Raw genomic sequence first — 12640 nt, forward strand, 5'->3', positions numbered from 1 at the left:
GATGCATTTGACGAATTACGCAGCACCAGCTAATAATCAACCTGGCGGTGTGACAACAAATTTCTGTCCCAACTGTGGGCAACCAGTCTCGGCGACTGACACGTTCTGTGAAAACTGTGGGTACAATCTCCAATTGGCGCAGGGCGACCCAACACAACCAAGCCAGAGCCAACAGAGCACACAACCACAGCAAACGCAATCTCAGCAGGTAACACCGCAACAGCGGACCAGTCGTGCGCCGCGGCAGCCTTGGTCTAAGAAGAAAACACAAATTGCGGTGAGTGTGGGTGTGGCAGTAGCTGTACTGGTAGGCTTCGTTGTTTGGGGGAGCCAACATTATTCACGCGCCGCGACTTTGAATCGAACGATTAGTGATATCAAGAGTGGCAAACATCTGACAGATGACTTTAGTAGTGCCAGTTCAGACCTGACCTTGAGCAAAGCAAAATTATTGCCAATTAACCGGTACTATTCCGATCATGCACGGGCCTTAAGTAAATTGAAGGCAGATTTAACGGCGAGTGGTCGTAGCGCGGATGGCAACTTTGTGTACGAACAAAAGGGCCATCATCTTTTGTTCTTCCCGAAGTATCAGATTAGTGTGAGTCCGGTTTATCCGACTGTCACCACGAATCATACGGGTAACGTCATTACGTTAGATAATAAGAAAATCGCAACGGCCACAAGCGATGAGTTTACAAAGAAGCTTCCCGCGATGGTTCCGGGTGAATACCACCTACAGTCCAAAGGAAAAATTGGTGGTCATAATCTGACCAATAGTAGTGATTATCACATTACCAGGAGTCAAACGTACGATTTGCAATTGACGACGATTTCGGTGGAATTGGATACGGTTCCTGGCTCTTCGATTTACCTGAATGGCAAGAAAACTGGAACGGCGGACAGTTCGGGGACGTATCAGATTAAAGATGAACCGTGGACGTCCGATATGAGTGTCTATGCGGCCTACACGTCTAGTGCCGGGAAGGCCACCACTTCAACCATCAAGTTACACAAGGACGACGATCAGAGTTCAGTCGACTTAGATTATAAGGACCTGATGAGCGAAGATGATGCGGATGATTTCATTTCTAACTTATTTGAAGCGGCTGGAAACCTTTCGCGAAGTGGCGATATGAGCGACGCTACCGATGATGATGGTGATGCGATGTCAGACTTCTTCGTGAATGGGGAGAACAATGCTCACTACGCGGACTTGAAAAAGATGGCCAAGGGTTACTATGATAATGATGATCTCGATACGATTGACATGGATACCAGTGTGTCATCTGTCAAGCCAGGGCCGAATGGGACAAGTGAAGTGGTCTTTACCGTTGAATATACCTTTGGATTGACCGACTATGATTATGACCACGTTCAGGACTTCCAATATACCGCAACGATTCAGCCAGCCGGCGATGATGATACGTCACAAAACTATGAGCTGGTGAAGTATGGTCATGCGGTTAAGACTGATGACCGGCATGAAGACGAATAAGGCGAGATACCATGACTAATCAGTCAGGGCGTTGATCTCATTGAATTAAAAAATCGGTTGGCATTCGGCCAGCCGATTTTTTAGTACCAGTTGTTTCACATGAAACATTATTCGGTCCACGGGGAGTCGGTCGTCACGTGGCTATTGAGGTCACGCTGTTCCTGACGGCGGATGGCGCGCTGATCATGACGATGGCCGTAGCCGGAACAGATGTAGCGCTGTTCTGCGGTAACCGGTGTTATCCCAGGCAATGGCGTGGTGACACTTCGATCGTCAATAACATAGGTAATGAAGCAGGTGAAGCCCACGAAGCGTTCGCCGGTGGTCAGGTTTTCCCCGACAATTTTGACAAAGACTTCCAGGGAGCGGGTCCCGGTGCCGGTGACGTAAGCGGTCAGAATCATGGAGTCATCGAGATGAAAGGGCTGGAGAAAGCTGACGTGGTCAAACGAGGCCGTCACAACGGTCTTATGGGTTAGACGAACGGCGGCCACTGAGGCACTATCATCAACCAACGATAAAATCTTGCCACCAAAAACGGACTGGTGCTCGTTTAAATCGGGTTGAAAGACCCGGTGGGTGGTCATAATAAGTGTTGCGTTACAGGATACGGATGCTCTTGAATCAGCCATAGAAGCAGTCACCTCATCTGAATTTAGTTATGCCTTCAGTGTAACAGACCGCCACGTTACAGGATTATTAATTTTTCGCAATATCTAGACGAACTTGTAGGGTTGGCAGGGGCCAGTTTGCTATACTTAGCGTAATTAAGGATGGAGGGGTGATCGTTTGAATTATCGTGGTGAACCAATGGACTTACTGCCCACTTTTGACGTGGCCCAGACTTATCCGTTACTGGAATGTACGTTGAGTCTGATGCAGTCAGTTGATGTTGATCGGTTAAAGGCCGCGGTTGTGGCAACCCAGACGGTCGTTCCCCAAGTCCTGGGACGGTATAACTTACGGAAGAATCGGTTTGAAGTTGATGGCTTGGCTAGTGACCAGGTGATTGAAGAATTTACGGCGAGTCACGACCCTGGTCGTGGGCGACTGGATGTGTTGCACGGCCCCCAACTGAAGATTCAGGTCATCCATCACGGAGACTACGATCAGCTACGGTTGTTGATGAGTCGCTTGTTGACGGATGGGGAGGGTTTTAAACACTACCTGTATCTGCTAGCAGCGGCCTATGATGGGACAGATTTATCAAACTTTGTGAATGAACGCAGTAGTCGCCGCATCTTGACGCATTTACGGCGGCCGGACCGCGGGCGACTCGCCGATCTCGCTTTAGCGAGTCAGAAGGCGATGCCGGAACTCGCTGGGGATGTGCACCATCACCGAGGCGAGGCCCTGATTCCCCGGGCCACTAGTAAACGCCTGCGACAACGAGCCCGCCAGCAGGGGGTCACGATGAACGCCGTCTTGTTATCGGCGTATGCCTTGGCGCTGTTTGCCCTTACAGGTGAACGCAAGCTGGTCATCCCTTATCAGGTGGATCTGCGCCTTCAGGGGCCGGTAGCGGCCGCTAACGTGGTTCAGGTGGCCAACCTGACTGGTGAAATGCCAATCCCATTGACGGTGAGTGATGGCGATACCTTGGCGACGTTGGCACAGCGGACCCAACAGACGATCAGCGACCTACGCCAGTCGCGGGCCTACCTATTGCCTTTGATGGAAATCAGACGGTTGAATCGCGCCTTCTCACCGGAAATGATACGGCGGCTGGCCGCTAAACGCCGCCAGCCCGGGGCAGTCTCGTTTGCTAACTTCGGTCACGTGGACCAGACACGGCTCAGTTTTGGTGACATTGCGGTCACGCAGATTTACTTTGCCGGCGCCTACAAGACGATGCCACACTTCCAGCTAACCGTGAGCGCCTATCACAACGCCTGGACATTGGCCTTTCGAATGGTCGGGTCTGAGCCAGATTATCAACTGGGCATTAAAATTTTAAAGAACATGGTGGCTCAGCTCACACAGTGGGGCCAGGAAAATTAAAAATCAGTCTAACCGGTGAAACTTAGCGGCTAGACTGATTTTTATTACTTAAGTGTCGTGACGAGTTTAGGATTGCTGGTAATGTACCCACCGGCAACGCGGTAACGCAACGTACCACCAACCTTGGCGCTCGAACCCTGGGAGTAGTCCCAACCGAGAACCGTGAACACGTGAGGAGCCTTGCGCGAGTAGTGATGGTTACGGGTGGTTAGATTGGCATTGGTGTAGCGATTGATAGTGGCCGTGTTTCTAACCTTCGTTGGCATCTTAACTTGGCTAGTCGTGACCAGCCGGCGGTTAGCGGTGATGTAGTGACCATTTGTCAAACGGAAGCGGGTCACGTGCCCCGTGGTAATAACCTGTTTAACTGTGAGAACTGTCCCTTGGGTATAGTGAATCTGTTTCTTAGCGAGCTGGGCATTGTTATAGCCATTGATTCTCTTAATAGCGATCACGGTAATGTGATCCGGGGTCTTTTGAATAAATTTGGGCGTAACAAATGTCGGTTTGGCGGTGATGTAACCGGTCTTGCCATAAGTATTGGACCCCCGGTTGGTATCGCGAACTTGGTAGCGTGGATTGCCGTTGACGGAAGTTGCCGTGCCAATAATGGTAAAGGTGGGGCGCTTCATCTGGGGCTTTTTGGCAAACCAATGTAGACGGGAAGCCGCCGTGAAGTTGCTGGTTCGATACAGGCCAATCTTGTGTGTGGCAACGACGTCGTAGGGAGCCAGGTCAACGCCCTGGTCCGGATCAGCCTCTGGTATTGATGTCCCTGGTGAGACGGGCGCAATGATTGGCGTAACGGGCTGCCAGACGTAGGTGACATTGGTGGTAATGTCAGATCCGCTTGCGGGATAACGACTCAGGAGGTCATCGGTAGTAATATCTTTTTCTCCTTGGGGATTGTAGTTGAGGTAGCCCTGAGTCGGGTCGTTGTTAATGAAGTCGACCTTGCCAGAACCCACGGCTTGCCAGGTGCCGGTGAAGTCGGTTTGCGGTAGAAAGTCTGGTGTTAAATCAGGTCGCGTCAAGAGTGAGGTTCCGAAGTGAATCTGGGGGCTCAAGGTAAGATGACGTAACTTGTCGGTTCCGGCAAACATGCCCGAAGTTGCGGCAGCAATGGTTGGGGATACACCAAAGTTAGCTAGGTTAGCTGTTTCCAGTGCGGTGTTTTCCTGAAATAAGCCCATACAAGTGGTGATATTTTGAGTAGCCATTTGGGAGAGATCAACATATATTAGTGAGCTATCGCCGGCAAACATATCGTTAATAGTATGATCCGCCGTGACGTTAAATTTTGGGGCCGTAAAGGTGACTAGACTGGGATTGTTGGCAAACATGTACTGGAGTCCAGTTGTACCGTCTACGGCAGAGAGGTCAAGATTGTCTAGGCCACTATAGGTCTTGACGTTGGGCAGTCCCGCAAAGAGGTAGCTGGCGTAGTTGCCATCGCTATTTCCCTTAAATCCTAAATGAATGGGACCGGCTAACTCGATTTTGGTAATAGCATCAATCATGTCAGTGAAGTCAGTGCCAACCAGACTAGTTACTGGATGACCGTCTTCGTCAACTGGCAGAGATGTTCCACCAGTCATGGTCGAATTTTTTAGGTTTTTAATGAGTTGGCCGCTCGTGCTAGTGGCCACAGAATTATTGTCATAATCGCCTAGAAATCCACTATTTAGAGTTAGTATCCCATCCGTTAACGTCCAAGAAACCGGGATCCCACTGGCATTTTGACGAGTCATGACCCCCGCATAGTCGGGGTCCGTGGCAGCCTTGACTGGGAGCGGTGTGGCAATCAAAAACAAACTGAAGATGCCGAGAATAATGCCGAGGCTCAAGAAAAGTGCCCGAAACTTTAACCATGCTTTCATAGAGATCTCCCTCAATCCTATCTTTTAAATGAATAAATAGTAGCAATAAATAAAGCGCTTACACCATTCATCATAACACATGATTAACGATAAATTCCGATATCGTGATTTAGTTCACAAATTCAATTTACATAATTGGGCAGTGGTGACTAATGACGTTTAGAAACGGTCATCCAACCAATAAAAAACGACCACCAATCGGTGATCGTTCGGGGAGTTATTTCATAAAATTGTTAAACTTCCGGTGTATGTTTTTCTTGATAAGTGACCAGACCCAAGGCCCCTTCGGAACAAACGAAGAGCATGATAGCCATGGCCGCGTAGGATTGACCGGATAGGCCGACCAATGGGGATGCGAGACCCCCACAGGCGTTCTGCGCCAAACCAATCACGGCTGAGGCCCCACCAGCATTGCTGGTGGCACGGTCCATGATGAGGGTTACCGTGAGGGTCAGAAGTGCTCCGATGAGGACGACTAGAATCAGAATGAAGACGCTGACGACCCAGACGTTGGCTGGAAATAGCAAGGTCCCCACTAGTAGCGCACTGAACCCAGAGGCAAGTGATAGGAAGAGCGTCACCTGTTGGCGATTGGTGAAGCGTTTGGCCAACTGTCCTGGCAGGTTACTGCCGACGACGATTCCCAGGCCATGAAAGGCATACAGGAGACTAAACATCTGCGGGGCCATACCGAAGCCCGTTTGAAAGACAAACGTCGAAGCCGAGATGTAACTGAAGAGGGCCCCGTAGACCAGGCCAGTTGCGAGAATCAACGGCCAGAAGGCGGGTTTGACCACCAGCTGGGCCATCGACGTCAGTGAGGCGTGGAAGCCACCAGTTTGACGCTGGTCAACTGGCAGAGATTCCTTGAGTCCTAAGGCGACAGCCAACGCAATGACCCATCCAATTCCGGCCAATAACATGAAGATGGCTTGCCAGTCTACGTAGTGAATCATAAAGCCCCCGATAATTGGAGCAATGATGGGGAACACCCCATTCACCGTATTGAGCAGGGCATAGAAGCGGGTCAGCCGTTTCCCCGAGAAGAGGTCGCGGGCCACGGCTCTAGCCATGACCTGGCCGGTTGCCCCGGCTAATCCTTGAATGAAGCGGAGAATAATAAGTAACGTAATCGACTGAATAAAGGCCATAGCCAGCGAGACCAGGCCGAAGATAATGAAGCCCGCGATGAGTGGCCGCCGTCGTCCATATTGGTCCGATAGGGGGCCGGCAATGAGTTGGCCCAAGGCCAGACCAATCAGGCAGGCCGTGATGCTGAGCTGCATGAGCGAGGCGCTGGTGCCGAATTGGGTACGCATCTGGGGCAGGGCCGGCAGATAGAGGTCAATAGCCAACGGACCGGTCGCACTGACTGTCCCTAAGAGGAGGGTCAGCCAGAGTTGGCGGCGCCGTGTAAGAGTAGGATTCAAATAGGTCAGCCCTTTCATATCATAGTAAGTCGTGGTTAGTATGTAAGTTGGCACGTATGCTTCATTATTGACGGAAATTCGGGAATTTGCAAGGTGGTTCTTACGGTCAGTTGGCAATTCCATATCAAATGGATTAAATTCGCGGAAAGCGGGGGTATTTTTTCCGTGTAAATGGTAAGATTAGAAGCGACCGCTAAACTGGGAGATGGGACAAGTTCCCGGAGTGGTGTATGATGATAACAAATATAAACTAGTTGAGAAATAAGGAGTGCCAGTATGAAAGTCTTAAAGGAAGTTGCCAGTTGGCTCATCCCCATCATTATTGGGTTAGCCATTGCTGGAGCACTGAAAGCATTTGTCTTTACCCGTGTCAGAGTGGATGGGCCTTCCATGGAGCCCAACCTGAATAACAACGAAAAGGTCTTTGCTTTGAAGCAATCCAAGGTCAAACACCTGAGTGTCATCGTTTTCGATGCCCATGGTGAAGATCCTTCGGCCAAGGTTAAAACCAACTATGTCAAGCGGGTCATTGGTTTACCTGGTGACAAGGTTAGCAGCAAAAACGGGTACATTTACGTTAATAACAAGAAGATTAAACAGTCTTTCATCAGCGATAGTGAACGAACTGCCGGCACTGGGAATTGGACGCTGGCTAGCTTGCAGAAGACCTATCACTGGGGCAGTGGGACCACGGTTGTGCCTAAGGGTCGGTACTTTGTCTTAGGGGATCACCGGAGTGTTTCCAACGATTCTCGTTACTGGGGCTTTGTCAAGAAAGATAAGGTCTTAGGCGTGGTTAAGGTGCCAGTCTGGGCTTCTAGCAAGACGAAACGGGCCAATGTGAATTCACTGGCTTACTAAAATTAGAAGGTCCTGAGACAAAAGTCTCGGGACCTTTTTGCGTTTTGAATATCTATAGTCGAAACGTGGGACAACAGGCAGTCAACTCCATTTAACCCCGATAGATAAACAATCCAAGACCGAGATTATTCGTCTATCGACGTTAATGCTCATTGACTAACCGCGTTTTTTCCCACTCTTTTTGGTTTTACCCTTTACGTCAAGCCAATAGCGGGACTAAACTAATCGCATAAAAGTTTTGAAAGTTGGAGATGAGTCGTCATTAAAAATTCAATGCAACAACGTTGGCTGGCGCTGATCCTGGGATTAGTGGTCAATGCCTTTGGCAACGGTCTCTCGGTAGCCTCGAACATGGGAACGAGCCCTTGGACAGCGTCTGAGGTTAACTTGAGTCACTGGCTCGGCGGCAGTGTCGGCCTATGGATCGCCATTATTAGTAGTCTAGCGGCGGTCGCCAATCAATTTCTGATTCGTCGTTGGGATCCCCGTCGCCTATTTGGGGAGATTGGGTTCATTCTCTTCTTCAGTTCATTCGTGGATCTCTTCGTTGGGCTCTTCGATCGGCTGGGCATCATGCGATTGAATGCAGGGGTTCGCCTGTTGCTGGCCCTTACTGGGATTTGTATCTTCTGTACGGCTATTTCGCTCTATCAGCGGGCCAACTTGGTGATGCATCCTAACGACGATACCACCAATATTCTTCGATTCCTGTATTGTCATGGGAATGTTGTGAAGGCGCAACTGTTGAGCTTTACGCCACCGGTCGTGATTATTCTGGTGAGTTGGCTGAATACCCATCAATTGTATGCTGTTAACTGGGGAACGCTGTTTACGTTACTCTTCAATGGGGTCCTGATTGGCCTGGCAGATCGCCTCGTTTGGCCGCGGCTCCATCATAATTTTCAGACGAAATCGACGGGGATGACGCCCCATTCAGCAGCTTGACTTTTAAGGATATTTAGAATATGCTTGCGCACGTAATTAGAGTAAGGGAGGTGGTGGCATTGGCTACCACGAGGAATGATTCGGATATTATTAAGTGGTTGTCGATTGCCAACCGCTATACGAGAATCGCACTAGACCGGTGTTTACAGCCGTATCGGTTGAATGCCAGTCTGTATTATTATATTTTGAGATTGTACGAGCAGCCTCGCCTGACGCAGGACAAGTTAATCAGTATGACCTACCTGAATCCCAGTAATGTGACGCGGGCGGTCAACCAGTTGGTAGACCTGGGCTATGTCCGTAAGCGACAGTCTAAGGCGGATAAACGCGTCTACGAGTTGTCCCTGACCAAACGGGGGAAGCGGATTTATCCCGATATCTTACGCCTGCGGCAGACGGTGGCCGATGACCTGCTGGCGAAATTTCCAACGGACCAGCATGATAAACTGGTTGCGGCTATTCGGCAAGTGGCCTTACAGGCTGTGGCTAATGAAACGGTCACGGATCAAGATTAAGTTGTAGTAGGGGGACTGGGACAGCTGTCCGGGTCTCTTTTGTTTTCCCACTTTTTTAGAGATAACTCCCCGTTGCGTCCGCTACCGGAAAGCGGTAGAATGAATTCATGCTTTATTATGAGATTTTCATGAGATTTCTCATGAAACAGGAGAGAGGAGTTATTTTATGCCAGAAACGCAAACGAATTATCCTTTAACGGCGGCCGAAATTGCGGCCTTACATGCTGATTTACAGACACAACCCGCTCACGATGTCATTGGGCGCGCCGTCATTAAAAACGGGGTCTTAGCGGCTGCTGAGGATCCACAAGCTGTCACGCGATTAAACCGGACCTTTTCCGTTGAACTCGATACCGGGAAAGTCGCCAACCAGAAACACTCTGGTCGTTGCTGGCTCTTCTCCGTATTAAACACGATTCGCCACCAATTCGCGGCCCAATACAACGTAAAAGACTTCGAATTATCTCAGAGTTACCTTTTCTTCTGGGATAAAGTAGAACGGGCCAATATGTTCTACGCCAACATTTTGAAAACAGCTGACCGGCCTCTTGATGACCGCGAGGTGGCCTACTACCTGAGCCGTCCCGACGATGACGGTGGCCAATGGGCCATGGGTGCGGCACTGGTTCAAAAGTACGGAGTGGTGCCTACCAGCGTCATGCCAGAATCCTTCAGTGCCAACAACACCACGGCCTTTGCAGCGGCCTTAAACTTGAAGCTGCGCAAGGATGCCTTACATCTTCGCCAGTTAGTTGCCGATGATGCCAGTGAGGCTGACATTGCAGCCGCCCGGAAGGCAGCCTTGAAAGAAGTTTACCGGATGGCGGCCTATGCCTTCGGTGAACCACCAACCACCTTTGATTTAGAATACAAAGATGACAAGCAAGGTTACCACCGAGTTCCGGGCCTCACGCCTAAGGACTTCTTCGACCAGTACTTCGACGTCGACTTAGATGACTACGTGGTGCTGTCCAACTCACCTGACAAGCCTTTTGATCACTTCTACAGCCTGCCTAGCCAGGATAACGTCGTTGGTGGGAAGAACATTACCTTCCTCAACGAACCGATGGACGTGTTGAAGAAAGCCGCCAGTGCGAAACTCCAAGCCGGAGAAGCCGTGTGGTTTGGGAATGATGTCCTCCAACAGATGAGTCGGGAACGAGGCTTCCTCGATAGCCAACTTTATCGGACGGCGGAACTCTTCGGGGTTGATCTGAGTCTGAGTAAAGCTGACCGTCTCGCTACCCATGAGGCCGAGGTGACCCACGCGATGACCTTGACCGGGGTTGACCTGGTTGATGATGAATCGACCCGCTGGAAAGTTGAAAACAGTTGGGGCGAGAAGAACGGCGACAAAGGGTACTTTGTCATGACCGACGAGTGGATGGATGATTTCGTCTACGAAGTCGTCGTGCACAAACGCTTCCTGACCGCTGACCAACAAGCTTTGTTGGCCACGACGCCAGAGGTTTTGCCTGCTTGGGATTCCTTACAATAGTCAATAAAACGATAATCGCCGAGTGTCTGGTGATTATCGTTTTTTGCTGGGGAGAGGGATGTCGATTGTGCTACACTAAATGGAAAAGATTAAGAAGGTGACAGGATGGCCCGTGTAACTAATGACACCATTATTAAAACGGCCGAGGCGCTTTTAAAAAATAATGAAACGGTGACCCTCGCTAAGCTGGCTGAGAAATTAGACATTACGCATCCGGCGCTCTATAAGCATTTTAAAAATAAAGATGAACTCTGGACGGCCGTTTTGACGAAATGGTTTACCACCGAAGTTTTTAATCAGATTGACGTGACGCAACAGACGGAAAATTCCAAGTTAGCGTTGCGGGACTGGTTGTGGCAGTTCGTGACGCTTAAAAAGAACATCTATAATCAGGACCCGAGGATGTTCGCGTTGAATACCAAATATATCGACGAACGGCCGTTGGTTTTACGCGAGTTGCTTCAAGGTTCCTACGCCCAGATCAATGACATCATGGGCTATGACGATCCGACTCATTTAAAAGCCGAGGCGATTATGTCGGCCTTTGCCATCTTCACGGTACCGAGTTTTAAGGAAACGTGGAACGACCCGGACTATGGGGATCGGTTTGACGCTATCTGGCGGTTAATCGAAAAGGGTCTGTAGTCGGGGCGTAAATTAAAATCGGTCAACACCACCTGTTGTTACCCAGGGCTGTTGACCGATTTTTGATTTGATTTTAGGTTTAACTATCGTGATGGAATGGCCGGTGATGAGCTAGTGGCCGAGGGCGATCATCGGCGTGGTGGCCGGGACGTAGCTGGTTAAGTTGTTCCAGCTGGAGCTGCTTCGTACGTTCTCGTTCGATTTGGAGTTGCTTCTTGAGTTGACGAGTCTTCCAATAACCGTGAATAATTACCGTGGCGGGCAGAACTTCCATGAACAGGGTCGCGGGGATCAGCCAAGGATTCTCAGTCACGAGGGCTTTCATATCATCGTGGTGAGTGGCTAGTGGTTCGGCAACATCTGTTATCAGTTTATGCTTTAACATCAGCAATCACACTCCTTTGACTCATCATAACCCAAAGGGGCGGCCCTGTCAGCCAACCTGTTCCACGTGAAACAGCATTAACGCCGGTGCCAATAGCTCAACAGGTGTAAGATGCTGAGAACAGCGGCGATTCCGAGAACGACCGTTTCCAACATGGGGATGATTCCCAGATGGCGATAGTATTCGTAGGCGAGGATGCTCCCCGTAACCACAACGCCACCGATCCAGGCCAATAATTTTTGCATTTTAATGGGGCACCTCCTGCGATCTCAGTCACGAAAAAAGCCCGGAAACATCCCGGGCTCAATGATTCATTGGTTATTCAGCAACCTTAACCAACACGGCCTTCGTCACGTCTTCGTCGACGTCACGGGCGATGTGATAGCCGGCAACCTTCAAGTGGGTTGCCTTGTTCTTGCCCGTCAGGGTCGTCTTAACCGTAAACTTCTGGGTCATCGGAATATCCGACAGCTTCCCCTTAAAGGAGATTTCAGTTTTTTGACCCTTGGTCTTAAACGTCGTGGCCAACGTGCCTTCTTTGTTGAGGGCATCGGCCTTCTTAGCCGCGCTGAAAGTCTTGTAGAACTTATTAACGTTGTAGACGGTGACCTTGCCGTCCTTGTTAAACTTGTAGGCTTCTAGGCCAGAATTGCTCTTGGCGTTGACCGAACCGGTCACATACCAAAGTTGTTTGGACTGAGTCAGGGTAGACTTCACGTCAGCCTTCTTAGTGGTTTTGTTTTTAAAGCTTGCTTGTTGGGTACTGCCTGAGTCACTACTCTTACTGCTGCAACCCGCTAGGCCAATGGTTAAAATCGCCAGTAAACCTAGGGTGGCAGTGAACATCCGGGACTTCTTCATTATCCAATCACCTCATCTAAAAATGATAACAGTTTTTACAGTAACGTACAAATGGTGCCATTTTATGTATGTGTCAAGTTTTCCTAGGTGCCTTATAATCAACCAAATATTTATACACAAT

The 12640-nt window shown here is 49.7% G+C and carries 13 protein-coding genes; 7 read left to right on the forward strand and 6 right to left on the reverse strand.

The features are described from left to right. The first annotated feature begins 1 nt into the window (after position 1). Positions 2-1498, forward strand: a complete 1497-nt coding sequence (locus IV54_RS04645) for a zinc ribbon domain-containing protein (protein WP_057878236.1) — start codon at positions 2-4, stop codon at positions 1496-1498. Between the two features lie 107 nt (positions 1499-1605). On the opposite strand, the gene IV54_RS04650 is transcribed toward IV54_RS04645, so the two are convergent. Next, positions 1606-2130 carry an acyl-CoA thioesterase gene (locus IV54_RS04650; protein WP_057878237.1) on the reverse strand — a complete coding sequence of 175 codons (525 nt, stop codon included), beginning with the start codon at positions 2128-2130 and terminating at the stop codon, positions 1606-1608. A gap of 157 nt (positions 2131-2287) precedes the next feature. Here IV54_RS04650 and IV54_RS04655 point away from each other — a divergent pair, with 157 nt between their 5' ends. Next, complete coding sequence (locus IV54_RS04655; RefSeq protein WP_057878238.1) at positions 2288-3499, forward strand: phthiocerol/phthiodiolone dimycocerosyl transferase family protein; 1212 nt, start codon at positions 2288-2290, stop codon at positions 3497-3499. Positions 3500-3543: 44 nt separating this feature from the next. Here IV54_RS04655 and IV54_RS04660 read toward each other — a convergent pair whose 3' ends face one another. Together IV54_RS04660 and IV54_RS04665 are read right to left on the reverse strand one after the other, a co-directional pair. Beyond that, positions 3544-5379 carry a DUF5776 domain-containing protein gene (locus tag IV54_RS04660; RefSeq protein ID WP_057878239.1) on the reverse strand — a complete coding sequence of 612 codons (1836 nt, stop codon included), beginning with the start codon at positions 5377-5379 and terminating at the stop codon, positions 3544-3546. A 233-nt stretch (positions 5380-5612) separates the two neighbouring features. Beyond that, entirely contained in the window at positions 5613-6827 is a 1215-nt protein-coding gene (locus IV54_RS04665) for a multidrug effflux MFS transporter (protein ID WP_057878252.1), read from the reverse strand. Positions 6828-7085: 258 nt separating this feature from the next. On the opposite strand from IV54_RS04665, the gene lepB reads away from it, so the two are divergent. From lepB to IV54_RS04690, 5 genes are all read left to right on the forward strand, one after another. Then, positions 7086-7670 carry a signal peptidase I gene (gene lepB, locus IV54_RS04670; protein ID WP_057878240.1) on the forward strand — a complete coding sequence of 195 codons (585 nt, stop codon included), beginning with the start codon at positions 7086-7088 and terminating at the stop codon, positions 7668-7670. Positions 7671-7943: 273 nt separating this feature from the next. Beyond that, entirely contained in the window at positions 7944-8615 is a 672-nt protein-coding gene (locus IV54_RS04675; protein WP_057878241.1) for a YczE/YyaS/YitT family protein, read from the forward strand. A 59-nt stretch (positions 8616-8674) separates the two neighbouring features. Then, on the forward strand, positions 8675-9130 hold the full coding sequence (locus IV54_RS04680) for a MarR family winged helix-turn-helix transcriptional regulator (RefSeq protein ID WP_057878242.1): 456 nt from the start codon (positions 8675-8677) through the stop codon (positions 9128-9130). A gap of 166 nt (positions 9131-9296) precedes the next feature. Further along, positions 9297-10628: a C1 family peptidase gene (locus IV54_RS04685; RefSeq protein ID WP_057878243.1), complete on the forward strand. Its 1332-nt coding sequence runs from the start codon at positions 9297-9299 to the stop codon at positions 10626-10628. A gap of 105 nt (positions 10629-10733) precedes the next feature. Continuing rightward, positions 10734-11273: a TetR/AcrR family transcriptional regulator gene (locus IV54_RS04690; protein ID WP_057878244.1), complete on the forward strand. Its 540-nt coding sequence runs from the start codon at positions 10734-10736 to the stop codon at positions 11271-11273. A 79-nt stretch (positions 11274-11352) separates the two neighbouring features. Here IV54_RS04690 and IV54_RS04695 read toward each other — a convergent pair whose 3' ends face one another. The 3 genes from IV54_RS04695 to IV54_RS04700 all read right to left on the reverse strand — a co-directional run bounded on the left by IV54_RS04695 (position 11353) and on the right by IV54_RS04700 (position 12519). Next, positions 11353-11658 (reverse strand): hypothetical protein, encoded by a 306-nt coding sequence (locus IV54_RS04695; protein ID WP_057878245.1) that lies wholly within the window; start codon positions 11656-11658, stop codon positions 11353-11355. 77 nt (positions 11659-11735) lie between these two features. After that, positions 11736-11903 carry a hypothetical protein gene (locus IV54_RS11695; RefSeq protein WP_157054355.1) on the reverse strand — a complete coding sequence of 56 codons (168 nt, stop codon included), beginning with the start codon at positions 11901-11903 and terminating at the stop codon, positions 11736-11738. Positions 11904-11976: 73 nt separating this feature from the next. Next, a complete protein-coding gene (locus tag IV54_RS04700; protein WP_057878246.1) occupies positions 11977-12519 on the reverse strand; it encodes a hypothetical protein in 543 nt (180 codons plus the stop codon). Positions 12520-12640 lie beyond the last annotated feature (121 nt).

Origin of the sequence: Levilactobacillus paucivorans (assembly GCF_001437125.1) — a bacterium.
Classification (GTDB): Bacteria; Bacillota; Bacilli; order Lactobacillales; family Lactobacillaceae; genus Levilactobacillus; species Levilactobacillus paucivorans.